Here is a 25463-nt window from a genome sequence, read left to right as displayed (position 1 = left end):
AGTCCTTAGCGCGTGCCGCCGCTTTGTTTGAGGAAGTTAGCGAACAGTTCGTGGCCCTGCTCGGTGAGGATCGACTCAGGGTGGAACTGCACGCCTTCGATGTTCAGGGTCTTGTGGCGCAGGCCCATGATCTCGTCGACCGAGCCGTCTTCAAGCTGGGTCCAGGCGGTCAGCTCCAGACAGTCGGGCAAGGTTTCACGCTTGACGATCAGCGAATGGTAGCGGGTGACCGTCAATGGACGATTCAGGCCTTCAAATACGCCCTTGTCCTCGTGGAATACCGGGCTAGTCTTACCGTGCATCACTTGACGGGCGCGAACCACATCGCCGCCAAAGGCCTGGCCGATGGACTGGTGGCCGAGGCAGACGCCAAGAATTGGCAGTTTGCCAGCGAAATGCTTGATCGCTTCAATCGAGATCCCGGCTTCGGTCGGGGTGCAAGGACCGGGGGACACCACGATACGCTCTGGGTTGAGGGCTTCGATTTCAGCGATGGTCAGTTCATCGTTGCGCACGACTTTGACCTGGGAGCCGAGCTCACCGAGGTACTGCACAACGTTGTAGGTAAAGGAGTCGTAGTTATCGATCATCAGCAACATGGCGTTTTTGAACCTCTTGAATTCACTGACTTTAAAGATGGCCTTCGAATGATTGACCCGCAGAGCGCTACGCTTTGTCAGGTGCCGGGGTAGCGCCAGCAAAGCGGCATTTCAAACAGGTAAAGAAGGCAAAGCGGTACAGGTCCGGCGAGGCCGGCAAAAGAATTCAGGCGCGCCAACGCCAGCGGGCGTGTGCCTTGATGACTTGATCCAGGAGTTTACTGATGATCAACACGGGGAAGGTCTCATTCATACGTCTCGGCACAGTAACTTAGCTGGGCAGAGCGTGCAATATGGCCGGGGCTGCTGCTCGCGAAACTCTCAAAGGCTTCGCGACGGATGGCAAAAGGCCGGAAGTTTTTGGTACTGTCGTTTCGTTCTCCTAAAACAATAAATAAACGGACTTGCTCATGATCAAACAGACGTTGTTTGTACCGCTCGCAGGATGCTTGCTGGCAATGGCCTGCGCTCAGGCGTACGCCGCACCGAATCCTTACACCAATTTCGTCGTCTTCGGCGACAGCCTCAACGACGCGGGGACCTTTGCCGACACCGGCGGGCCTGCCGGAGCGACTCAGCGTTACACCAACCGGACGGGGCCGGTTTATCTGGATGGCAGCGGTGAAGTCCGCTCGCTCAACTCCACGCAAATACTGGGTGGAAAACTGGGGTACACCGCGGACCAGACCGCGTCATCGAATTCTGCAGTGCGTGCCAGCAATGGCCAGCCCGATGGCAACAATTGGGCCGTCGGCGGTTATCGCACCGATCAGATTCTCGATTCGATCACCACCACGTCCGACACCGGAGCGCGCGTGCGGGCCGGGTACCTGCCGTCGAACAACTTCCGTGCCGACCCGAACGCGCTGTATTACCTGTCGGGTGGCGGTAACGACTTCCTGCAGGGACGCGTCACCAGCTTGCCTCAGGCCAGTGCCGCCGCCGACCGGCTGGCCGACAGCGTACAGACGCTGCAAACCGCTGGTGCTAAATACGTCATGGTCTGGCTGCTGCCCGACATCGGCCTTACACCGGCAATCAACGGCAGCCCGCTGCAAGCGTTCACCTCACAGCTCAGCGCCCAGTTCAACACGGAGCTGGTGAGCAGACTGCAGAACATCAATGCCGAAGTGATCCCGCTGAACATTCCGGTGTTGCTCAATGAAGCTTTCGCCAATCCGGCGCAGTTCGGCCTGGCGACCGACCAGAACCTGACCGCGACCTGCTTCAGCGGTAGCGGCTGCACCGAAAACGCCCGTTACGGCATCAACAGCGCCACACCCGACCCGACCAAGCTGATCTACAACGACTCGGTCCACCCGACCGAAGCCGGGCAACGCCTGATTGCCGATTACGCGTATTCGCTGTTGTCTGCGCCGTGGGAACTGACGCTGCTGCCGCAAATGGCCCAAGGCACCTTGCGCGCGCACCAGGATGAACTGCGTAACCAATGGCTCGCCGATTGGGAAAACTGGCAAGGCGTCGGTCAATGGCGCGCCATTGTTTCCGGCGGTGGCCAGCATCAGGACTTTGATGGTCAGGACAGCGTCGTCAGTGCCGACGGCAATGGTTACAACCTGAACATCGGCGGCAGCTACCGCCTCGACGATGCCTGGCGCGTGGGTGTGGCGGCCGGTTTCTATAACCAGAAACTCGAAGCCGGGACGAACGACTCCGACTACAAGCTCAACACGTACCTGGGCACCGCATTCGCCCAATACCAACAAAATCGTATATGGGCTGACATGGCGTTGACCGCCGGGCATCTGGATTACGACAGCCTCAAGCGTAAATTCCAGCTAGGCGCCAACGAACGCGGCGAAAAAGGCGACACCAGTGGCTTCGTCGAAGCCTTCAGCGCTCGCATCGGTTATGACATCGCACAGCAAGTCAGCAGCCCTTGGCACCTGTCGCCGTTTGTCAGCGCCGACTTCTCCAAGGTGAAAGTCGATGGTTATTCAGAGGACGGCAATGATTCCACAGCGCTGACCTATGGCGATCAGGAGAGTATTTCCCGCCGCCTCGGCATCGGTTTGCAGGGCAAATACCAGATCACCCCACAAACCCAGGTATTCGGTGAAGTGGCTCACGAGCGTGAGTACAACGACGATACCCAGGACGTGGCGATCAACCTCAACAGCCTGCCAAACAACCAGTTCACACTGGAAGGCTACACCCCGCAAACCAACCTGAACCGGGTGAACCTGGGAGTGAGCCACAACCTCACCAAGGAACTGGCACTGCGCGCCAGCTACAACATTCGCAAGGATGATGACTTTACCCAGCAAGGGATTAATTTAGGGGTAGCGCTGGACTTCTAAATCGATCGGCCATAAAAAACGCGGCGCCCTCACAGGCGCCGCGTTTTTTTATGCTGAATACTTAACTGTGGCGAGGGGGCTTGTCGAAACGTCGCACCGCCCCGTTCGGCTGCGCAGCAGTCGCAAGTCGATGCGAATCGGCGTACCTGAATAAGCTCAGGACCGCTTCGCGCCCCAACGGGGCGATGCGGCGTTCCGACAAGCCCCCTCGCCACAAAGGCTCGCTCCCACAGGTTCAGGCGTCCGGGGTTTGTTCGGCCAGAGCCACGGCACGGAACATTGCGCGGCGCTTGTTCAGGGTTTCTTCCCATTCCAGCGCGGGCACCGAGTCGGCGACGATGCCGCCACCGGCCTGCACGTGCAGTTCGCCGTTCTTGATCACCGCGGTACGGATGGCGATGGCAGTGTCCATGTTGCCGTTCCAGGCAAAGTAACCCACCGCACCGCCGTAGACGCCACGTTTCACTGGCTCCAGTTCGTCGATGATTTCCATCGCGCGAATCTTCGGCGCGCCAGACAAGGTGCCCGCCGGCAGGATCGCCCGCAGCGCGTCCATCGCCGTCAGCCCGGCCTTCAGCTGCCCGGTGACGTTGGACACGATGTGCATCACGTTGGAATAACGCTCGATGACCATTTTCTCGGTGAGTTTCACCGAACCGATTTCCGAGACCCGACCGGTGTCGTTACGACCGAGGTCGATCAGCATCAAGTGCTCGGCGATTTCCTTGTCATCGGACAGCAGATCTTTTTCCAGCGCCAAGTCAGCTTCTTCGTTGGCCCCGCGTGGGCGGGTGCCGGCAATCGGGCGCACGGTGATCAGGTTGTCTTCGACCCGCACCAGCACTTCCGGGGAACTGCCCACGACGTGGAAGTCGCCAAAGTTGAAGAAGTACATATATGGCGTCGGGTTGAAGCAGCGCAGCGCCCGGTACAGATCAATCGGCGCAGCCTTGAAGTCGATCGACATGCGCTGGGACGGCACGACCTGCATGCAATCGCCGGCCAGGATGTATTCCTTGATGGTGTCGACGGCTTTTTCGTAATCGTCCTGGGTGAAGCTCGAACGGAACACCGGATCAGCCGACTGCTGCTTGCTGAAATCCAGGCCACGCCGTGGCGTGATTGGCTGGCGGAGTTTTTCCAGCAGCTCTTCCAGACGCTCCAGTCCTTGCTCGAAAGCACCGTCTTGCGCCGGGTCTGCCAGCACTATCGCGTGCATCTTGCCGGCGAGGTTGTCGAACACCACCACCGCATCGGAAACCATCAGCAGAATGTCCGGCACGCCCAGTGGATCCGGGTTCGGGCATTTGCCCAGACGCTTCTCCACATACCGCACGCAGTCATAACCGAAATACCCCACCAGGCCACCGTTGAAGCGCGGCAGGCCGGCGATGGTCGGCACGTTGTAACGGGCCTTGAAGGTTTCGACGAACGCCAGCGGGTCTTCCACGTCGTGGCTTTCGGTCTCGATGCCGTCGACGGTCACGCTGACGTGATGGTCGTGCACCCGTAGCACAGTGCGGCATGGCAGGCCGATGATCGAGTAACGGCCCCACTTCTCCCCGCCCTGAACCGATTCCAGCAGGTAGGAGTTCGGCTCGTCGGCCAGTTTCAGGTAGATCGACAGCGGCGTGTCGAAGTCAGCCAGGGTTTCGCAGGCAAGCGGGATGCGGTTGTAGCCGGCAGCGGCCAAACGCAGGAATTCTTCGCGGATCATGGAGTAGCCTCGTGGCTTGAGGGTCTAACAGTCAGGTATGCAAACGCGCCGGCAGGCCGGCCAGGAACAAGTCAGGCGCGCCAACGCCAGCGGGCCAAGGCCTTGATGACTTTCATCCAGAGTTTGCGAGTGACCACCACGATGGCGTTTCCAGCAGGGGGTTGAACAGCGTCGGGCAACGTTATCTCAGCGGCCGGATCCAGGCAACCGGGAATTAGCTTGCGCAGATCGTCGATCACCAGCGCCGGCGACTCTTCGGCAATCGGCCGGCCATGGTTGTAGCCGTAACTGAGCGCCACACACTTGACTCCCGCCGCTTTCGCCGCCAGCACATCGCTGCGCGAATCGCCGACGAATAAGGATTGCGAGGCCGGGATGTTGGCCATTTTCATCACGAAAAACAGCGCGGCCGGGTCGGGTTTCTTCTGCGGCAAGGTATCGCCGCCGATGATCCACTTGAAGTAGCGGCCGATTTTCATCTGATCCAGCAGCGGCGCGACGAAGCGTTCCGGCTTGTTGGTGATCAGCGCCATTTCCACGCCTTGCTTGTTCAGCCACTTGAGGGTGTCACGCACACCGGGGTAAACCACGGTCAGCTCATGGCTCGCGCCATAGGCCTGCATGAAAATCTCCAGCGCGTGTTCAGCCTCGACGTCGTCGACCGTTGAGTGTTCGATGCCACCCGCCAGCGCACGACGCACCAATACCGGCGCGCCGTTACCGACCCATTCCCGTACCGACTCGATGCCGGCGGGTTTGCGGCCCAGCTTGAGCAGCATGTGATCCACAGCCGCTGCGAGGTCCGGGACCGAATCGATCAGCGTGCCATCCAGATCGAACATCACCAGCCGCGGCAGACGCCCCGGGAACAGCTGCTCAAAACCACTCATGGGCGAGCCAGCGCCAGTTCGGCGCGCATCTTCTCGATCACTTCCTGATAGTTCGGGGCGTTGAAAATCGCCGAGCCCGCCACGAAGGTGTCCGCGCCCGCCGCAGCGATTTCACGAATGTTGTTCACGTTCACGCCGCCGTCGATTTCCAGGCGGATGTCACGCCCGGATGCATCGATCAAGGCCCGTGCTTGGCGCAGTTTGTCGAGGGTGCCGGGGATGAACTTCTGCCCGCCGAAACCCGGGTTGACGCTCATCAGCAAGATCATGTCGACCTTGTCCATCACGTATTCGAGCACGCTCAGCGGGGTCGCCGGGTTGAACACCAGGCCCGACTTGCAACCACCCTCGCGGATCAGTTGCAGGGAACGGTCGACGTGCTGAGAGGCTTCCGGGTGGAAGGTGATGTAGGTCGCGCCGGCTTCGATGAAGTCACCGACGATGCGGTCCACCGGGCTAACCATCAGGTGCGCGTCGATCGGCGCGGTCACGCCGTACTTGCGCAGTGCTGCGCACACCATCGGGCCGATGGTCAGGTTCGGCACGTAGTGGTTGTCCATGACATCGAAGTGCACGAAGTCGGCACCGGCGGCCAGGACGTTGTCCACTTCTTCACCCAGGCGGGCGAAGTCGGCGGAGAGAATCGACGGAGCAATGACGAAGGGCTGCATGACGCACCTTTTTTGAGCAGAATCACGATGGCGCGCATTGTATACCTCATAGTTTGGCGCGCGCACTGTGACCGCGATGATTGGGGCTGCCTTCGATCAATAAGTCACCGCAGGCTCTAGTACGCCGCCCGGTAGATCTTCTCGATATCGACGGCGCTCAATTTGCGAGGATTGTTGCGCATCAGGCGCTCGATCCCCGCCGCTTCCGTGGCCATGGCCGGGATGGCGTCCTCCGGAACACCGAAGCTGCGCAGCCCTTTCGGAATTTCCACCGCAGCGCACAACTCGGTCATCGCCTCCACGGCCTTGTCCGCCGCTTCGTTGGCACTTAAATGAGTGGTTTTCACCCCCATGGCCTCGGCAATATCCTGCATGCGCTCGACGCAGGCCATCTTGTTCCAGGTCATGACATAGGGCAGCAACAAGGCGTTGCTGACCCCGTGGGCGATGTTGAAACGTCCGCCCAGTGGATACGCCAACGCATGCACCGCGCCGACCCCGGCATTGCCGAACGCCATGCCCGCCATCAGGCTGGCGGTGGCCATGTCTTCGCGGGCTTGCAGGTTGGATGGATTGGCGTAGGCCTTGGGCAGCGCCTTGGCGATCAGCTTGATGGCGCCGATGGCCAGGGCGTCGGTGATCGGCGAGGCGTTGACCGACAGGTAGGACTCAATGGCGTGCACCAGCGCGTCGACGCCACTGGCGGCGGTGACACTGCGCGGGCAGGTCAGGGTCATTTGCGGACTGACCAGCGCCACGTCTGGCAACAGATAGTCGCTGACGATGCCTTTTTTCAGCTGCGCGACCTTGTCGGAAAGGATCGCCACGTTGGTGACTTCCGAACCGGTGCCGGCGGTGGTCGGGATCGCGATCAGCGGCGGGCCTTTGCGCGGCACCTGATCGATGCCGAACAAATCTTCCAGCGCGCCGTGGTAACCGGCATACGCCGCCACGCTCTTGGCGATGTCGATAGCACTGCCGCCGCCCAGACCGATCAAGCCGTCATGCCCGCCGTCGCGGTACACCCGCATGCAGTCTTCGACGATGGCGATTTCCGGGTCTGGCAGCACCCGATCGAATATCTCGTAGGACCGGTCCCCCAGCTGTGCCAGCGCCAGCTCAACCGTGCCGGACTTGACCAGCGCAGCGTCGGTGACAATCAGCGGGTTGTCGACATCCAGACGGGTCAGTTCAGCGGCGAGCTGCTCGATGGCACCTGCGCCGGTGATCAGTTTGTGAGCGATTTTGAAAGAGGAAAGACTCATCGTGCGCAGCCTCTTATAGATAGGGGAGCTGGGCACAATAGTAGCTGGGGATTGGGGTTTGTCTGCTATTCAGGTCGTGAATGAACGCAGATCCCGAAAACACCATATATCTAATGTGGGAGCGGGCTTGCTCGCGAAAGGGCTCTTACAGCCAACATTGATGTTGAATGTTAGACCGCTTTCGCGAGCAAGTCGGATCGCCGCACCGCCGCCCCCACATTTCTACCGTGTGTGGCTTCAGACTTGGGCGGTGCGCAGTTTTTCGCTACGCCCTCGCAGCCATTCCAGGGTCAGCAGCAGGATCACCGAGAAGGCGATCAACAGTGTCGCTGCGGCGGCGATGGTCGGGCTGAGGTTTTCGCGGATCCCGCTGAACATCTGCCGAGGCAAGGTCGCTTGCTCGGGACCGGCGAGGAACAACGTCACCACCACTTCATCGAACGACGTCGCGAAGGCAAACAACGCACCGGAGATCACACCCGGCGCAATCAACGGCAGCGTCACCCGGCGAAATGCCGTCAGTGGCGAAGCACCCAGGCTTGCCGCGGCGCGCACCAGGTTATGGTTGAAGCCCTGCAAGGTCGCCGACACCGTGATGATCACAAACGGCACACCCAGCACCGCGTGCACCACGATCAGCGAGAAGAAGCTGTTGCCCAAACCCAGCGGGGCAAAGAACAGGTAACTCGCCACACCGATGATCACCACCGGCACCACCATCGGCGAAATCACCAGCGCCATGACCAGCGCCTTGCCGGGAAAGTCACCGCGGGTCAGGCCAATCGCAGCCAGCGTGCCGAAGACCATCGCCAGCACCGTCGCTGCCGGGGCGACGATGATGCTGTTCTTCAGGGCGCGCATCCATTCGGCCGAGGCGAAGAAATCCTGGTACCAGTGCAGCGAGAAACCTTGCAGCGGGTACACGAGGAAACTGCCCGAGTTGAACGACAGCGGAATAATCACCAGCACCGGCAGAATCAGGAACAACAGGATCAAGCCGCAGAGAATCCGCAAGCTGTAGAACCACACCCGCTCAACGGGCGACATATAAGGACTCAGCATTTCGTTCTCCCCTTAGCTCAGGCGCAGGCGACTGGCGCCCACCAGCCAGCTGTAAATCAGATAAAGCACCACGGTCGCCAGCAACAGCAGCCCGCCCAGTGCGGTCGCCATGCCCCAGTTGATGCTGGTGTTGGTGTAGAAGGCGACGAAGTAGCTGACCATCTGATCGTTCGGGCTGCCCAGCAAGGCCGGGGTGATGTAGTAGCCGATGGCGAGGATGAACACCAACAGGCAACCGGCGCCGACACCGGCATAGGTCTGCGGGAAGTACACCCGCCAGAAGCTGGCGAACGGGTGGCAGCCGAGGGAAATCGCAGCACGCATGTACGTCGGCGAGATGCCTTTCATGACGCTGTAGATCGGCAGGATCATGAACGGCAGCAGGATGTGCACCATGGAGATGTAGACGCCGGTGCGGTTGAACACCAGTTCCAGCGGCTTATCGATGATGCCCATGGCCATCAGGCCGCTGTTGATCAGCCCGCCCGATTGCAGCAACACGATCCACGCGGCGACGCGCACCAGGATCGAGGTCCAGAACGGCAGCAGGACCAGAATCATCAACAGGTTGCTTTGACGCGATGGCAGGTTCGCCAGCAGGTAGGCCAATGGATACGCGAGCAGCAGGCAGATCACAGTGATGATCAGGCCCATCCAGAAGGTCCGGGCGAAGATGTCGAGGTAGATCGCCTGGTCAGGCGTGGCCGGGGCAATTTCACCGAGGTCATCGATACGATGGTCGACCGCCGCCAGCAGGTAGTAAGGCGTGATGCTGCTGACGTTGCGGCGCACCGCTTGCCAGTAGGCCGGGTCGCCCCAACGTTCGTCGAGACCTTCGAGCGCTTCTTTATAAGAGGCCGGCTCGGTGGCGAACGGCAAGGCGCGGGCGGTTTTGGTCAACAGGCTGCGGTAGCCGGCCAGTTCCATGTTCAGGCGCTTGGACAAATCGCCCAGGGTTTGATTCTTGCGGGCTTCGGCGAGGTCTTCGCTGGCCGCTTTGTAAACCGGTTCAGCGGGCAGGCCTCGGCCGTCCCAACTGGCGATGGCGGACACGGTGCGCGGCATACCGCCGACCACTTCCGGGTTGCCCACGCTTTTGTAGAGCAGCGCCACGATCGGCACCAGGAACACCAGCAACAGAAACAGCACCAGCGGCGCGATCAAGGCCTGGGCTTTCCAGCGGTTGACCCGCTCGGCGTGCCTGAGTCGCTGCTTCAAGGTGGGGTCAGTGCCCGCGTTCAGGGGAATGGCGGTGGCCATGGCGTACTCCGGAAATCTTTGATCAATCGATAAGGGGGAGCGAAATTGTGGCGAGGGCGCTTGTCGGAATGCCGCATCACCCCGTTCGGCAGCGAAGCAGCCGTGAAACCATTGCATCCTGCGTACCTGATACATCTCGGTTGCAGGTTTTAGGGCCGCTTCGCGACCCAACGGGGTGATGCGGCATTCCGACAAGCCCCCTCACCACAAAGGCTCGCCCTCACAAGAGGGCGAGCCTTCTGGTTACTTCGCAGCCCAGGAGTTGAAGCGCTGCTCAAGTTGCTCGCCGTTGTCAGCCCAGAAGCTGACGTCGATCTGCACTTGGTTGGCGATGTTTTCCGGAGTGGTCGGCATGTCTTTCAGGACGTCCTTGGACAGCAACGGTACGGCTTGAGTATTGGCCGGGCCGTAAGCGATGTTTTCCGAGTAGGTCTTCTGCTGCTGCGGCATCACCGAGAACGCGATGAATTTCTTCGCCGCTTCAGCACGTGCCTTGTCCAGACCTTTTGGAATCGCCCATGCGTCGAAGTCGTAGATGCCGCCGTTCCACACGACTTTCAGGTTGCTTTCTTTCTGCACGGCAGCAATCCGACCGTTGTAGGCCGAGCTCATGACCACATCACCCGAGGCGAGGTACTGCGGCGGCTGTGCGCCGGCTTCCCACCACTGGATGCTTGGCTTCAGCTCATCGAGTTTCTTGAACGCGCGGTCCTGACCGTCCTTGCCGGCCAGCACTTTGTAGACGTCTTTGGGCGCAACGCCGTCAGCCATCAGTGCGAATTCCAGGGTGTACTTGGCGCCTTTACGCAGGCCACGCTTGCCCGGGAATTTCTTGGTGTCCCAGAAATCCACCCAGCTGGTTGGCGCGGAAGCCAGTTTGTCGGCGTTGTAGGCCAGCACGGTCGACCACACGAAGAAACCCACGCCGCACGGCTGGATAGCGCCTTTGACGTAGTCTTCGGTTTTGCCGAACAGCTTCGGATCCAGCTGCTCGAACATGTCTTCGTCGCAACCACGGGACAGTTCTGGCGATTCAACTTCTACCAGGTCCCAGGACACGCTCTTGGTGTCGACCATGGCTTTGACCTTGGCCATTTCGCCGTTGTACTCGCCCGCCACGATCTTGCCGTTGCCTGCCGCTTCCCACGGTGCGTAGAAGGCTTTGACCTGCGCAGCCTTGTTCGCCCCGCCAAAGGACACCACGGTCAGGTCCGGGCCCGCCGCCATCGCGTGTGCCGCACCGATCATGCCCATGACCAGGGCGGTGAATTTCAGGGATCTCAACATTTATTGTTCTCTCCACGTGCAGGGTTGGTGTTGGTATTGCCGGGGCGATTAATGCGCCTCTAAAAGTGGATCGAGCGCGCGAACGTGTTCGACCTGCCAGCCAAGCGGTACCACGTCGCCGACAGCCAGCGCGGGATCGAGCTCGGCAATCGGTTGTTTCACGAAGAAGTCGGTCTTGCCGCAGACTTCCAGGCGAACCCGGACGTGATCGCCCAGATAGATGAATTCCGCCACCCTCCCTGAGAAGCGGTTGACGCATGACTCGCTTGAACCGTTGAGGCTGATGCGCTCGGGACGAATCGACAGCGTGACCGGCTCACCGGTCTTGCCGACGTTGACCGCCAGCGCTTCCACTTTTTCGCCGCGACTCAGTTCAACGATGCAGCGATCACCGGTCTGGCTGTGCAGGCGGCCGTTGAGGCGGTTGTTCTCACCGATGAAGTTGGCGACGAAGGTGTTTTTCGGTTCTTCGTAAAGGGTGCGCGGCGGTGCGATCTGCTGGATCTCGCCCTGGTGGAACACCGCTACACGGTCGGACATGGTCAGGGCTTCGCCCTGGTCGTGGGTCACGTAGACCACGGTCACGCCGAGGCGCTGGTGCAGGTGCTTGATCTCCATCTGCATGTGTTCGCGCAGTTGTTTATCGAGTGCGCCGAGGGGTTCGTCCATCAGCACCAGCTGCGGTTCGAACACCAAGGCACGGGCAAGGGCCACACGCTGTTGCTGACCGCCGGACAGTTGTGCCGGGTAGCGCTGAGCAAAGGCGTCGAGCTGGACCATGCTCAGGACTTTCTTGACCTTGTCGCTGACATCGCTCTTGTTCAGGCCGCGCACGGTCAGTGGGAACGCGAGGTTCTCGGCGACGGTCATGTGCGGGAACAACGCGTAGTTCTGGAATACCATCCCAATGTCACGCTTGTGTGGCGGCACGTTGTTGATGGCGCGCCCGGCCAGCAGGATCTCGCCTGCGGTCGGTGTTTCAAAACCGGCGAGCATCATCAGGCTGGTGGTCTTGCCGGAGCCGGACGGCCCGAGCAAGGTGAGGAATTCGCCTTTGCGAATGTCCAGGTTGAGGTCTTTGACGATCAGGTTCTCGCCGTCGTAGCTTTTCTGCACTCCACGAAAGCTGACCAGAATGTCACTGGCCCCTGCGCTTGAATCGACCTGGCTCATACCCACACCTTTGTTGTTGATGACTGCTGTGGACTAAGCCTAGTGGACCCTGCCGACCACGCAAATCGGGGCGCAGGAGAGAATCGCCTCAGCCGAATGGAAGGTTTGGGGTAGGGATTGCCCTACAAGGATGGCGCGTTTTGACAAACGCAGCGGCAAGCTGTCAGCTACAAGCCGCAAGAACCGGCAAAAGCAGCGTTGGAAGCATGTCGCAATTGGACATGCCACCAAAAACCCTGTGGGAGCGGGCTTGCTCGCGAAAGCGGTGGATCAGGCGAAATTGATGTCGACTGACATGGCCCCTTCGCGAGCAAGTCGAATCGTCGCACCGCCGCTCCCACAGTGGACGGCGGTGGGTTTTAGAGGAGTTTGTGCTCCATCGCGTACTTCACCAGTTCCGCCAGCGAGGTGATGTTGAGTTTCTGCATCAGCCGCGCCTTGTGGGTGCTGATGGTTTTGCTGCTCAGGGCCAGTTGTTGGGCGATGTCGTTGACGTTGACGCCTTGGGCCAGGCGTTCGAACACCGAAAACTCGCGTTCCGACAGCAATGAATGCAACGGCCGCGAATCGGTCAGGCCAACTTCGAAGACCATGCGGTCGGCGAGGTCCGGGTCGATGTAGCGCCCGCCTGCCGCCACTTTACGAATCGCAGTCAGCAGCAGGGCCGGATCACTGTCCTTGGTCGCGTAACCCGCTGCGCCGACCTTCAACGCCCGCGCGGCCATTTGCGCTTCGTCGTGCATCGACAACACAAGGATGGCGGGCGGATTGTTCAGCGCACGAATCCGCGGAATCGCCTCCAGGCCATTCACCCCTGGCATGGAGATGTCGAGCAATACCACCTCACACGGCACGTGCCGCAAGGTTTCGAGCAATTGCTCGCCATTGCTCGCCTCCCCCACCACCAGCAAATCCTTGGCCAGGCCGATCAATTGCTTGATGCCTTCACGGACGATGGTGTGGTCTTCGGCTACCAGTACACGGATCACGTTCTTCTCCATTCTTCTTATGTCAGAGCCAAGATCATTCGAGAGCAAAGTCATTACAAAAAATCAGGCTGCATCCAGCGGCACCCGCACACTCAGGGTCGTGCCCTCCCCCGGCTCGCTCTCAAGCGTCAACCGTCCACCCATGATCAACACCCGCTCACGCATGCCCACCACCCCAAAGGAGGTCGGCCTGCCCGTCGCGGGAACAAATCCTACGCCATCATCACTGACCGTCAGACACAACTCGTCGCCTTCCAGCGTCAGTGACAGTTCAACAGTATGCGCCTGGGCATGGCGCATGACATTGGTCAGGGCTTCCTGAAGGATCCGGAACAAACCAATCGCCTTGGCATCGCTGAGCACCGGCAGATTCTCCGGCACCTGCACCAGACACGGAATCTGCGTGCGCGCCTCGAAACGCCGGGCCTGCCATTCGATGGCGGAAGCGATGCCGGCGTCGAGAATCGGAGGTCGCAGCGCCGTCGCCACGTCGCGCACCAACTGGAACAACTGGGCGATCAAGCGTTTCATGCTGTTCAAGCGTTCGTTCAGGCCCGGGTCGAGTTGCGCGTAGGCCAATTCGCACATGGACGTTTCCAGTTTGAGCACGGTCAGCATTTGGCCCAGTTCGTCATGAACTTCCCTGGCGATGCGCGCCTTCTCCTCTTCCCGCACGCTTTCCAGGTGCGCCGACAGTTCACGCAACTGTTCGCGGGAGCTGGCCAGTTCCAGTTCGATGCGCTTGCTCTCGCTGATGTCCCAGACGATACCGTCCCAGACGTAAGCGCCATCTTCGAGCTTACGGGTGATGGCCTTGATCTCGGCCCAACGCTGTTCGCCTGAACGGGTGAGGATTCGTCCTTGCCACGACCAGTCACTGTCGGTGTCCAGCGCATGATCCTGCGTCTGGTGATAGCTGGCCTTGTCGTCCGGATGCACCAGACTGCGCAGGCCTTTGTCGCGATGGGCCAGGGTGGCCGGCGAGTACCCCACCAGGGTTTCACTGCCTTCACTGATGTAGGCAAAGTCGATCTGCCCTGTCACCGGTGCGCGTTCCAGGCGAAAGACCAGTCCCGGAACGTTGGCCGCGATCCCCTGCAAACGCGCCTCGCTTTCCTGCAACGCGGCCAACGCGCGGCGGCGCTCGGTGACGTCATTGAGGTAGACCACCAGGTATTCGCCATCACGAAAGCGCATGAAGCTCAACGAGACATCCGTCGGCAAAATACTGCCATCGGCCCGCACGCAGTGGGTTTCGAAGCTTTGCGGTCCGTCGTCACTGGCCCGTGCGCGTTTCCACAGATTCAACCAGCGGTCCATGTGCAGGCCAGGGTCGAAGTCAATCAGTGGCCGATCGAGGATCCCGCCCGGGGCGTAGCCGAGCATGTTTTCGGCCGCGCGGTTGGCGTAGCGCACATGGCTGTCCCAGTTGACCCAGAGAATGCCGACGGTGCTCTGATCGATGGAAAACTGCGTCAGGCGCAACGCCTCTTCGCTGGCTTCGCGCAACGCTATGTCTTCACGCGCGGCTAACAGGCGCGCCTCCAGACTGTGCTGTTGCCGCCGCTGCCAAAACACGATGGCCATGCTGCTCAACAACATGACGGCGAACAGCAGGCAAAGGTTTTGCCAGAAACCGGGGGACTCGGTCAGTCGCGGATACTTGGGTTGTAGCCATTGGTTGTGCAGTTGCTCCAGGTCCTTGGCCGGGATTGCCCGCAGCGCGCTTTCGACAATGCTGGCCAACTCCGGCCAGTCCCGGCGAGTGGCCACGCGCAGCAATTGCGGCAGGCCGATGTCGCCTACCACGACCAGGCCGGCGAACTCGGGTTCGGCGGACAAACGCCCCAGCTGCGCCTCGTCGACCACGGCGTAGCCGGCCTGCTGACTGAGCAACAATTGCAGCGCCTGGCGCTCGATGGGTACGCCTTGCAGGTTCAGATGGGGATAGTTGCTGCGCAGATAATCGGCGGTCGCGCTGGGCATGCGCACCGCGACGCGGGTCTGGCTGTCGAGTTTCTCCAGTTCCACGACACCGGTGCCTTTTTCATCACTGACCACCAGTTGCGGAACGCGCATGTACGGGTCGCTAAATTGCCACAGGCGCAAACCGGCCGGGGTTTGCGTCAGCCCTACGGCGATGTCGATTTCACCCTCGCGCGCAGCGTCTTCCAGTTGCGCGACATCCGGGAAGTTGCGCCAGCTGAGCTCGACCTTGAGCGCACTGGCCAGCCATTTCATCAACTCTACATTGACCCCGGACAAGCGCTGCAAACGGCGATCGTATTGAGCATAAGGTGCCTGCAACACTACACCGACGCGCAATTCGTCATGGGTTGCGAGCCATTGTTGTTGCTCAGGTGACAAGGGCGCGGCATGCCCCGGTGGCGCGGACGCCGCCCACCCCATCAAGGGAAACCACAAACAGCCGATAACCCACAGGCAGCGAAAACGCATCATCGAAATCTCACACACTGACAAACACTGACTAACCCATTAGGCTGCCGGAATCACTTCTGGCCTGGAATATCCGATGCCCCCTGTCTACCGCCTGGCACTGCCAGCATTGTGCCTGTCGCTGATCCTGCCTTGTGCCTTTTCCGTCGAGGCCGCCGACCCGGCCCCTGCCACGGCAGAAAACCCCGCAGAAGAAAAACCGGTCGAACGCCAGCCATTGCCTGAGCGTAGTCAGGAAGAAGCGACAGCACTTGAGCGAAAAGTCCCCGTTCAGGAACAGCAACAGTTGCAAGCCGGCACTGACACTTTTCTCGCCTTGTGGAAGCCGGCCAACACCGCCGAGCCCAAGGGCGCGGTGATTATCATCCCCGGCGCTGGTGAAACTGTTGACTGGCCGCAAGCAATCGGTCCTTTGCGCCGTCAATTGCCGGACGCCAAATGGAGCAGCCTGAGTATCACCTTGCCGGACCTGCAAAGCGACGCCATTGCACCACGCATCGTCGAAGTCGCGCCGGCGCCTAAAGCACCGGAGACCGGCAGCAAGGATTCCACCACCGCAGCGCCTATAGAGCAGGCCGCCGGTGGCGAAGCGGAAGTGGCCGACAAGGCCATCGCCGAAACAACCGAAGAACAATCCAAGGCCGACGCCGAGCGCATCTTCGCGCGCATCGACGCCGCCATCGCTTATGCCGAACAGCAAAGTGCTCGCAGCATTGTCGTGCTGGGCCATGGCACTGGCGCTTATTGGGCGGCGCGTTATCTGAGCGAGAGACAGCCGCCGCAAGTGGAAAAGTTTGTGATGGTCGCGGCCCAGACACCGGTGACGGCAAAGCCTGAACTGGCGGAACTGACGCCGACATTGAAGCTGCCGACTGCTGACCTTTTCTATGTGGATAAGCCGCTGGATCGCAAAGCGGCGCTGGAACGCATGCAGGCCAGCAAACGGTTGAAGACGTCGGCGTTCAGTCAGGTGGCGCTCAAGGCACTGCCGGGGGATGCCAAGGCCGAGCAGGAGCAACTGGTGCGCCGGGTGCGCGGCTGGTTGAATCCGCAGAACGTGGCGGACTGATAGACCGAGTTGCCCCATTCGCGAGCAAGCCCGCTCCCACATTAAATCTACAGTTGGCACAGAATCTGTGTGGGACGGAGATCAAATGTGGGAGCGGGCTTGCTCGCGAAGGCGGCATCCCGGGCGAAATAACTCTTACTAGCTACCGAAAATCCCGCCGCTCACGAATCAACGTATAAGCCGCATGCAATTCACGCGTCTTGTCCGTTGCCTCACGCACTTGCAAGGCCGTCGCCCCACTGCCGGCAATCTTGTCCGGGTGATGACGACTCAGCAGGCGTCGATAAGCGCGCTTGATCTGCGCCGGCTCACTGGTTGCCGACACGCCCAACAGCCGCAACGCATCCTGATAAGTGATCGCGCTGCTGACCTGCGGCCGCTTGTGCTGCTCGTAATCGGCGGCCAGCGCCTGAACCTGATGCGGCGTCCAGCCCAGCCACTTGCCCCACTGGGCAATCAGCTCGCGCTCATGACTGCCAGCACGGCCATCGGCCCAGACCATCCGCCAACAGGCGCGCAACACACCTTCCGCCGCATGCGGTTGAGCACTCAAACGCCGCAGATAACCGCGTAACCGGTCATTGCCGGACTTGCCGCGATTGAACGCCGCAATGGCACGCCGCTGCGCCGAATCCGTCATCTCCAAAGCACGCATTTCCTGGCGGGCCTGCTGGATGTGGCCATCCACCACTCGCCCGTCACTCTTGGCCAAGCGCCCCAGCAACACGAACAGCAGTTCGTCATTGCGCAGCATCGGACGACCGCCGAGCTTTTCCAGCAAGTGCCCAAAGCTTTGCAGGTGCAAGCGCCGATCCAGCGCCTGCCCCAACAAGGCGCCGAGCATGGCCCCCGGAATGCTGGCTATGGCAAAGCCTGCTCCGGCTCCGATCAGAGTCCCTGGCCACAGCATCTCAGCGGCTCGCTTCTATCAGGGTTTCAACGTCGGCCAGGCGTTCGTGCGTACCGACATCCACCCAATGGCCTTTCAAGCGCTCACCCGTGACTTGCCCCTCGGCCATGGCTTTGCGCAACAGCGGCGCCAGCTTGAAGGCCCCGTCCGAACAGCCGTCGAACAGTTGCGGATGCAGCACCGCGATGCCGCTGTAAGTCAGGGTCGCGGTATCCGGTCGACCGTCATGCACGTGCCCGTCGAGCAAGGTGAAATCACCCGTCGGGTGATGGGCCGGGTTATCCGCCAGCACCAGGTGAGCCAGCCCGTTGATGGGTTGGTGCAACACGCTGAAGTCGTAGTCGGTCCAGATGTCACCATTGACCACCACAAAGGCCTCGTCCCCCAGCAACGGCAGTGCGCGGAAAATCCCGCCGCCGGTTTCCAGCGGCTCGCCTTCAGGCGAGTACTGAATGCTGACGCCATAGCGCGAACCGTCGCCCAGATAGTCTTCGATCTGCTGACCGAGCCAGGCGTGGTTGATCACGATCTCGGTGAACCCGGCCGCCGCCAGGGCGCGAAGGTGGTACTCGATCAATGGGACGCCGCCGGCGCGAATCAGCGGTTTGGGGGTGGTCAGGGTCAACGGGCGCATGCGCTCGCCCTTGCCGGCCGCCAGAATCATTGCTTTCATGCATTCGCTCCGGCACGCAGACTCAGCAGCAATACATCCAGCTCGGCCAGTTCAGGGCGGCGGGCGATCACAGCCTCTATATAGGCGAAGAAGCGCGGCACGTCGGCGAGGTAGCGCGGCTTGCCGTCGCGATGGCAGATGCGGGCAAAGATGCCGATGACTTTCAGGTGACGCTGCACGCCCATCAGGTCGCTGGCACGCAGAAACTCTTCGAAGTCCGGTTGAACCGGAATGTCGAGGGTTGCGGCTTGCTGCCAGTAAGTTTCGAGCCAGCCGCGCACACGCTCTTCAGGCCAGCTGAGGAAGGCGTCCTTGAACAGGCAGGTCACGTCGTAGGTCACGGGACCGTACACCGCGTCCTGGAAATCCAGCACACCCGGATTCGGTTCGCTAAGCATCAGGTTGCGTGGCATGTAGTCGCGGTGCACCAGGACTTTGGGCTGGGCCAGGGCGCTATCGATCAACAGATCGGTGACGTTCTGCCAGAGCATTTTCTGCGCCGCGTCGAACTCGATGCCCAGCTCGTGTTTTACGTACCAGTCGGGGAACAGTTCCAGTTCGCGACGCAACAGTGCGACGTCATAACTTGGCAGCGGCGCAACCATCGGCAATTGTTGAAAAGCCAACAGTGCTTGCAGGGCATCGTTGAACAAATCGTCGGCATTTTCGCTGTCGATCACGTCGAGATAAGTCTTGTTGCCCAGGTCATTGAGCAAAAGAAAACCGCGCTCGAGGTCTTCGGCATAAATTTTCGGCACATTTATTCCGGATTTCGCCAGCAAAAAAGCGATATCCACGAAGGGTTTGCAGTTTTCCTGGGGCGGTGGAGCGTCCATCACAATGAAACTTTTGCCCTCGCCTTCCCAGCGGAAATAGCGCCGAAAACTCGCGTCGCTACTGGCCGCGGTCAACGTGGCCGGGGGTACGGCGCCCCAGCCCTGTTCTGCAAAGAGAATCGCCAACTGCTCATCGAGCCAAACTTTCAGGTGTTGCAAACGTACATCTTGGTCAGGCATTGCAAGGGTCTCCGACGGCGCTAGCCGTCAAGCGGGTCATGCTTTATTATCCAGCATCTTTTTCAGACCATCGAGAGGCGTGCGGCCCACACCGCGGGCAGATGGCACGCAGGAAGCCCGGACTAATAAGATGGCATTGAAATCCCCCGCGTTTCGTAAAAAATTTCCGTTGTTGGTTACCGGCAGTCTGCTGGCCCTGCAACCCCTAGCCACTTCATTCGTGGTCGCCGCGGAACAGTATGACTGCTCAGTCTCTGCTTCGGGTGCCTGGAACTGTGCGCCAAAATCGCCGGCGGCGGCATTGCCACCGCGCCCCGTCCATGAAGGCAGCGCCGTCTCTGCCACTGGCGAAGCGGCAGCCGAGAGCGGTTCCAGCGAAAGCACCGAAGCCAAGCCTGCACTCGTTACCGAGTCCAAGGGCCGCGGCATGAAGTCGCGTAGTGCAGACTACAGTCACCTCGACTGGGTTCCACGCGAGAACCTCACTGCCGCGCAATTGGCCGAAACCGGTCCTTATTGCTCTGGTTCCTATATCGAACCGATTCGTCCTGGCATGAATGACAAGACGAATAAAAGTGACGCACCGACCTTTATCGGCGCCAAGGCCTCGCGCTACAACACCGAAGATCAGGTCGGCACGCTGGCCGGTGACGTCGTGTTGCGTCAGGGCAGCATGCAGGTCGAGTCCGACGAGGCCAGCCTGTATCAGGCCGAGAGCCGCGCCGAACTCAATGGCGACGTGCGCATCCGCGACAACGGCGCACTGATCGTCGGCGACCACGCCGACGTGCAGCTCGACACCGGTGAAGCCAAGGTCGACAACGCCGAATACGTGATGCACAAATCCCGTATCCGCGGTAACGCGCTGTACGCCAAGCGTGCTGAAAACGCGATCATCCGCCTCAAGGATGGTACGTACACCACGTGCGAACCGAACAGCAACGCCTGGCAGCTCAAGGGTAACAACATCACCCTGAACCCGGCGACCGGCTTCGGCACCGCGACCAACGTGACACTGCGGGTCAAGGACATTCCTGTCCTGTACACGCCGTACATCTACTTCCCGATCGACGACCGTCGCCAGTCGGGCTTCCTGCCGCCGACCATCGGCACCGGCAGCGATACCGGCTTCATGCTGGTCACCCCGTATTACTTCAACCTGGCGCCGAACTACGATGCCACGTTGTACCCGCGTTACATGGAAAAGCATGGCTTGTTGATGGAAGGCGAATTCCGCTACCTGACCAAGTCCAGCGAAGGTCAGTTCGGTGCGGCGTTCCTCAACGACGAAAGCGATGAGCGCGACAAGCAGACCGATTTCCAGAAAGAACGCTACATGTACAACTGGCAGCACAAGGGTGGTCTGGATGAGCGTGTCCTCACGCAAGTCGACTACACCAAGATCAGCGATCCTTACTACTTCCAGGATCTGCAGACCGACCAGATTGGCGTGAAAAGCGCTGACTACGTGAACCAGCAGGGCTCCGTCAGCTATCGCGGTGACAACTATGTCGCCCGCATCAACGCCCAGGCGTATCAGCTGGCGACCGTTGCCAACATCACGCCGTATGATCGCTTGCCGCAAATCACCTTCAACGGTGCGCTACCGGATCATCCAGGCGGCCTGGATTTCACCTACGACACCGAAATCGTGCGGTTCGATCGAGATCTGCAAAACGGCACGTACAGCGATGAGGACGGCAACGTAACCCCACGCCTGGACACTAACGTTCAAGGCCTGGCCCGCGCCAACGGCGATCGACTCAACCTGGCGCCAGCCGTCAGCCTGCCGCTCGACTGGACTTATGGTTTCGTGAAGCCGAAGCTCAAGTACCAATACACCCAGTACCAACTGGATCTGGACAGTATCGGCAAAAACCAGATCGTGGCTCAGGATCAAGCCGCCGCTGCAGCCGGGACTGAAAACTTCAATGGTAATTTCGACAGCAACCAGAATCGTGGCGTGCCGATTGCCAGCATCGACAGTGGTTTGTACTTCGACCGCAACACTCAATGGTTCGGCAAAAACTATCGCCAGACCCTTGAGCCGCGCCTGTACTACCTCTATGTGCCAGAGAAAGACCAGACAGACATTCCTGTTTTTGACACTGGCGAATACACCTTCAGCTATGCATCGCTGTTCCGGGACAACCGTTTCTCTGGTTCCGACCGTGTCGGCGACGAGAACAAACTGTCGTTGGGTATCACCAACCGCTGGATCGAAGACGACGGCTTTGAACGTCAACGCATCAGCGTGGGCCAAGCGATGTACTTCAAGGACCGCGAAGTCCAGTTGCCGGGTATCGATGCAAAAACCCGTGCCGAAGCTCAAGCCAACGTTTCGCCGTATGCACTGGAATACGAATACCGCTGGAACCGCGACTGGCGCACCACGGCCGACTACAACTGGGACCCGGACAGCCGCAGCCCTCGTTCGGGTAGCGCGATGTTCCACTACCAGCCTGAAGACAACCCGAACAAGGTCATCAACGCTGGCTATCGCTATCGTAACGACCAGGTGATCTATAACCAGAACACCGGTCAATGGCAGTTCGGCGGCGACTACGGCACCCCAGGCTCGCCGGACTTCGTGAAGGATTACTACAAGATCCAGCAGCATGACTTCTCGGTCATCTGGCCGGTCGTGCCTCAATGGAACGTTATCAGCCGCTGGCAGTATGACTACAACCGCGACCGTACCCTGGAAGCCTTTGGTGGTTTCGAGTACGACAACTGCTGCTGGAAATTGCGCCTGATCAACCGTTACTGGGTTTCCTATGACGAGTTCAGTCAGCAAGCTCCACAAAACGAAAAAGGCGACCACGGCGTCTTCCTACAAATCGTTCTGAAAGGTCTCGGCGGCCTCACCGGCGCCAAAGTAGAGAGCTTCCTCGACAAAGGCATCCAAGGTTATCGTGAACGTGAAGACCAAGCTTTCTGATTGTCTGCGCCCGCTGCTGCTGGGCGCGCTGTTCCTGGGTACCGCGGCTAACGCCGCCGTACAGTCCATCGACAAAGTGGTGGCCATCGTCGACAACGACGTGGTCATGCAGAGCCAACTGGACCAACGCGTTCATGAAGTTCAGGCAACGATCGCCAAGCGCGGTTCTGCCGTGCCTCCAGCCAGCGTGCTGGAGCAGCAGGTGCTTGAGCGCCTGATCGTCGAAAACCTGCAACTGCAGATCGGCGAGCGTTCGGGCATCCGCATTACCGATGAAGAACTGAACCAGGCGGTGGGCACCATTGCCCAGCGCAACAACATGTCGGTGGATCAATTCCGCGCCGCGCTGGCTCACGACGGTCTGTCTTACGACGACGCCCGTGAACAGATTCGCCGTGAAATGGTCATCAGCCGTGTGCGTCAACGCCGTGTGGCCGAGCGCATCCAGGTGTCCGAGCAGGAAGTGAAGAACTTCCTCGCCTCCGACCTTGGCAAGATGCAATTGTCCGAAGAGTTCCGTCTGGCCAACATCCTGATTCCTACGCCGGAAAGCGCCAACTCCGACGCGATTCAGAATGCGGCCAAACAGGCTGACGCGGTTTACCAGCAACTCAAGCAAGGCGCTGACTTCGGTCAGTTGGCCATCGCCAAATCTGCCAGCGAAACCGCACTGGAAGGCGGCGACATGGGCTGGCGTAAAGCAGCTCAATTGCCACCTCCGTTCGATCGCATGTTGAGCACCATGACCGTTGGCGAAGTTACCCAGCCGATGCGTACACCGGGTGGCTTCATCATCCTGAAGATCCTCGACAAGCGTGGCGGTGCAACCCAGACGCGAGATGAGGTGCACGTGCGCCACATCCTGGTCAAACCAAGCCCGATCCGCGACGAAGCGAAAACCAAAGCCCTGGTCGAGTCGCTCTACGCGCGTATCGAAGCCGGTGAAGACTTCAGCGAACTGGCCAAGAGCTACTCGGAAGACCCGGGTTCTGCGCTCAACGGCGGTGACCTGAACTGGATCGACCCGAACGTACTGGTGCCCGAGTTCCGCGAAGTGATGGCCAAGACCCCGCAAGGTCAGCTGTCCAAGCCATTCAAGACCCAGTACGGCTGGCACGTTCTGGAAGTGCTGGGCCGCCGCGCTACCGACAGCACTGCCCAGGCTCGCGAGCAACAGGCTATGACCGTATTGCGTAACCGCAAATACGACGAAGAGCTGCAAACCTGGCTGCGTCAGATCCGTGACGAAGCGTACGTAGAGATCAAACTCCCTGGTGCAGACCAGGCAACGCAGTGAAACCCAAGCGTTTCGCGCTGACACCCGGCGAACCGGCCGGCATAGGTCCTGACCTGTGCCTGCTGCTCGCCTCGCAAGCCCAGCCACACCCCCTGATTGCCATTACCAGCCGTGACCTGCTCCTTGAGCGGGCCGCGCAGCTGGGTGTGGTTGTCGATCTGCTGGCGGTAACGCCGGACAGTTGGCCGGATGTGCCTGCGCCTGCGAACAGTTTGTATGTCTGGGATACACCGCTCAATGCGCCGGTCGTCGCCGGCCATTTGGACAAGGCCAATGCGGCTTTCGTCCTGGAAACCCTGACCCGTGCGGGCCAGGGCTGCCTGGACGGGCACTTCGCCGGGATGATCACCGCCCCGGTGCACAAGGGTGTGATCAACGAATCCGGGATCGCCTTCTCCGGCCACACGGAATTCCTCGCTGACCTGACCCATACCGCCCAAGTGGTGATGATGCTTGCCACACGCGGATTGCGCGTGGCGCTGGTCACCACTCACCTGCCCCTTCGCGAGATTGCCGATGCGATCACACCGGAGCGCCTGGAACGGGTCACACGAATTCTGCACGCCGACCTGCAAGAAAAATTCGGCATCGCCCAGCCACGCATCCTGGTCTGCGGGCTCAACCCGCACGCCGGTGAAGGCGGACACCTGGGCCATGAAGAAATCGACATCATCGAACCTACATTAGAGCGCCTGCGCGGTGAAGGCATGGACCTTCGTGGCCCCCTGCCCGCCGACACTCTGTTTACCCCCAAATATCTGGAGCACTGCGACGCAGTGCTGGCGATGTACCACGACCAGGGCCTGCCCGTGCTCAAATACAAAGGCTTCGGCGCGGCAGTCAATGTGACCCTCGGCTTGCCGATCATCCGCACCTCGGTCGACCACGGCACCGCCCTGGATCTGGCCGGCAGCGGAAAAATCGACACCGGCAGCCTGCAAGTCGCCCTGGAAACCGCCTACCAGATGGCCGAGACCCGTTTATGACCGAGCATTACCAACACAAGGCGCGCAAACGCTTTGGCCAGAACTTCCTGCACGATGCAGGTGTTATCGACAAAATCCTGCGCTCCATCCATGCCAAGGCTGAAGACCGGGTGCTGGAAATCGGCCCGGGCCAGGGTGCCCTGACTCAAGGCCTGCTTAACAGCGGCGCGCAACTGGACGTGGTAGAGCTGGACAAGGACCTGGTCCCGATCCTCAATCAACAGTTCGCCGGTCGGAGCAACTTCAGCCTGCATCAGGGCGATGCACTGAAGTTCGACTTCACCAGCCTGAATGCTGCGCCGGGCAGCCTGCGCGTCGTCGGCAACCTGCCGTACAACATCTCTACACCGCTGATTTTTCACCTGCTGCATAACGCCAGCCTGATCCGCGACATGCACTTCATGCTGCAAAAAGAAGTGGTCGAGCGCATGGCGGCGGGTCCTGGCGGCGGTGACTGGGGTCGCTTGTCGATCATGGTTCAGTACCACTGCCGGGTCGAGCATCTGTTCAACGTCGGCCCGGGCGCGTTCAATCCGCCACCGAAGGTTGATTCGGCTATTGTGCGCCTGGTGCCTCACGCGGTTCTGCCGCACCCTGCCAAAGACCACAAATTGCTGGAGCGCGTCGTTCGCGAAGCCTTCAACCAGCGCCGCAAGACCCTGCGCAACACCCTCAAGTTGCTGCTGAGCAATGCCGAGATCGAAGCTGCCGGCGTCGATGGCAGCCTGCGTCCCGAGCAACTCGACCTGGCCGCCTTCGTGCGCCTGGCCGACAAGCTCAGCGAACAAGTCCTGAACCCGCCCGCCGCCGACTGACAGGTGACGAGCGTTATCGGGTAGGACGCCAGACGCGATGTCTGGTTTACTACCCGGTACTTGGC

General features: G+C 60.3%; 20 protein-coding genes. 6 read left to right on the top strand and 14 right to left on the bottom strand.

Annotated features, from left to right (window positions below):
• Positions 1 to 5: 5 nt before the first annotated feature.
• On the bottom strand, positions 6 to 599 hold the full coding sequence (locus BK660_RS09555; protein ID WP_123433108.1) for an aminodeoxychorismate/anthranilate synthase component II: 594 nt from the start codon (positions 597 to 599) through the stop codon (positions 6 to 8).
• Between the two features lie 410 nt (positions 600 to 1009).
• Between BK660_RS09555 and estP the strand changes: the two genes are divergently transcribed.
• Positions 1010 to 2920 (top strand): esterase EstP, encoded by a 1911-nt coding sequence (gene estP, locus BK660_RS09550; RefSeq protein WP_123433107.1) that lies wholly within the window; start codon positions 1010 to 1012, stop codon positions 2918 to 2920.
• Positions 2921 to 3155: 235 nt separating this feature from the next.
• Here the strand turns inward: estP and trpE are convergent, their stop codons facing one another.
• From trpE to BK660_RS09500, 10 genes are all read right to left on the bottom strand, one after another.
• The gene (gene trpE, locus BK660_RS09545; RefSeq protein ID WP_123433106.1) at positions 3156 to 4637 is read right to left on the bottom strand and encodes an anthranilate synthase component I; all 1482 of its coding nucleotides are present in this window, start codon (positions 4635 to 4637) and stop codon (positions 3156 to 3158) included.
• Positions 4638 to 4708: 71 nt separating this feature from the next.
• Positions 4709 to 5527: a phosphoglycolate phosphatase gene (locus BK660_RS09540; protein WP_123433105.1), complete on the bottom strand. Its 819-nt coding sequence runs from the start codon at positions 5525 to 5527 to the stop codon at positions 4709 to 4711.
• Entirely contained in the window at positions 5524 to 6198 is a 675-nt protein-coding gene (gene rpe / locus BK660_RS09535) for a ribulose-phosphate 3-epimerase (protein ID WP_027926743.1), read from the bottom strand. The genes BK660_RS09540 and rpe overlap by 4 nt, the downstream gene beginning before the upstream one ends.
• 116 nt (positions 6199 to 6314) lie before the next feature.
• The gene (locus tag BK660_RS09530; protein ID WP_123433104.1) at positions 6315 to 7463 is read right to left on the bottom strand and encodes an iron-containing alcohol dehydrogenase; all 1149 of its coding nucleotides are present in this window, start codon (positions 7461 to 7463) and stop codon (positions 6315 to 6317) included.
• Positions 7464 to 7700: 237 nt separating this feature from the next.
• Positions 7701 to 8525 (bottom strand): ABC transporter permease, encoded by an 825-nt coding sequence (locus tag BK660_RS09525; protein ID WP_027926741.1) that lies wholly within the window; start codon positions 8523 to 8525, stop codon positions 7701 to 7703.
• 12 nt (positions 8526 to 8537) lie between these two features.
• Positions 8538 to 9785 carry an ABC transporter permease gene (locus BK660_RS09520; protein ID WP_123433103.1) on the bottom strand — a complete coding sequence of 416 codons (1248 nt, stop codon included), beginning with the start codon at positions 9783 to 9785 and terminating at the stop codon, positions 8538 to 8540.
• Between the two features lie 243 nt (positions 9786 to 10028).
• Complete coding sequence (locus tag BK660_RS09515; RefSeq protein WP_123433102.1) at positions 10029 to 11072, bottom strand: ABC transporter substrate-binding protein; 1044 nt, start codon at positions 11070 to 11072, stop codon at positions 10029 to 10031.
• A gap of 48 nt (positions 11073 to 11120) precedes the next feature.
• Positions 11121 to 12245 carry an ABC transporter ATP-binding protein gene (locus BK660_RS09510; protein ID WP_123433101.1) on the bottom strand — a complete coding sequence of 375 codons (1125 nt, stop codon included), beginning with the start codon at positions 12243 to 12245 and terminating at the stop codon, positions 11121 to 11123.
• A gap of 359 nt (positions 12246 to 12604) precedes the next feature.
• The gene (locus BK660_RS09505; protein WP_172825925.1) at positions 12605 to 13246 is read right to left on the bottom strand and encodes a response regulator; all 642 of its coding nucleotides are present in this window, start codon (positions 13244 to 13246) and stop codon (positions 12605 to 12607) included.
• 51 nt (positions 13247 to 13297) lie between these two features.
• The gene (locus tag BK660_RS09500; protein ID WP_123433100.1) at positions 13298 to 15694 is read right to left on the bottom strand and encodes a PAS domain-containing sensor histidine kinase; all 2397 of its coding nucleotides are present in this window, start codon (positions 15692 to 15694) and stop codon (positions 13298 to 13300) included.
• A 73-nt stretch (positions 15695 to 15767) separates the two neighbouring features.
• On the opposite strand from BK660_RS09500, the gene BK660_RS09495 reads away from it, so the two are divergent.
• On the top strand, positions 15768 to 16760 hold the full coding sequence (locus BK660_RS09495; protein WP_123433099.1) for an alpha/beta hydrolase family protein: 993 nt from the start codon (positions 15768 to 15770) through the stop codon (positions 16758 to 16760).
• 142 nt (positions 16761 to 16902) lie between these two features.
• On the opposite strand, the gene BK660_RS09490 is transcribed toward BK660_RS09495, so the two are convergent.
• From BK660_RS09490 to BK660_RS09480, 3 genes are read right to left on the bottom strand one after another with little or no spacing between them, the layout of a single operon-like run.
• Positions 16903 to 17670 (bottom strand): TerB family tellurite resistance protein, encoded by a 768-nt coding sequence (locus BK660_RS09490; protein WP_123433098.1) that lies wholly within the window; start codon positions 17668 to 17670, stop codon positions 16903 to 16905.
• Position 17671: 1 nt separating this feature from the next.
• Complete coding sequence (gene murU, locus BK660_RS09485) at positions 17672 to 18343, bottom strand: N-acetylmuramate alpha-1-phosphate uridylyltransferase MurU (protein WP_123433097.1); 672 nt, start codon at positions 18341 to 18343, stop codon at positions 17672 to 17674.
• Positions 18340 to 19359, bottom strand: coding sequence for an aminoglycoside phosphotransferase family protein (locus BK660_RS09480; RefSeq protein ID WP_123433096.1), 1020 nt, complete (start codon positions 19357 to 19359; stop codon positions 18340 to 18342). The genes murU and BK660_RS09480 overlap by 4 nt, the downstream gene beginning before the upstream one ends.
• A 130-nt stretch (positions 19360 to 19489) precedes the next feature.
• Here BK660_RS09480 and BK660_RS09475 point away from each other — a divergent pair, with 130 nt between their 5' ends.
• The 4 genes from BK660_RS09475 to rsmA are packed head-to-tail and all read left to right on the top strand — an operon-like array spanning position 19490 to position 25398.
• Positions 19490 to 22300 (top strand): LPS-assembly protein LptD, encoded by a 2811-nt coding sequence (locus BK660_RS09475; protein ID WP_123433095.1) that lies wholly within the window; start codon positions 19490 to 19492, stop codon positions 22298 to 22300.
• The gene (gene surA, locus BK660_RS09470) at positions 22275 to 23597 is read left to right on the top strand and encodes a peptidylprolyl isomerase SurA (protein WP_185045046.1); all 1323 of its coding nucleotides are present in this window, start codon (positions 22275 to 22277) and stop codon (positions 23595 to 23597) included. Before BK660_RS09475 ends, surA begins: the two co-directional genes overlap by 26 nt.
• Entirely contained in the window at positions 23594 to 24583 is a 990-nt protein-coding gene (gene pdxA, locus BK660_RS09465) for a 4-hydroxythreonine-4-phosphate dehydrogenase PdxA (RefSeq protein ID WP_123433094.1), read from the top strand. The genes surA and pdxA overlap by 4 nt, the downstream gene beginning before the upstream one ends.
• Positions 24580 to 25398: a 16S rRNA (adenine(1518)-N(6)/adenine(1519)-N(6))-dimethyltransferase RsmA gene (rsmA, locus tag BK660_RS09460; protein WP_123433093.1), complete on the top strand. Its 819-nt coding sequence runs from the start codon at positions 24580 to 24582 to the stop codon at positions 25396 to 25398. Before pdxA ends, rsmA begins: the two co-directional genes overlap by 4 nt.
• The last annotated feature ends 65 nt before the right edge of the window (positions 25399 to 25463 follow it).

Source organism: Pseudomonas brassicacearum, from assembly GCF_003732265.1.
GTDB classification, from domain to species: Bacteria; Pseudomonadota; Gammaproteobacteria; order Pseudomonadales; family Pseudomonadaceae; genus Aquipseudomonas; species Aquipseudomonas brassicacearum_D.
This window is presented reverse-complemented; position numbering and strand designations above follow the sequence as displayed.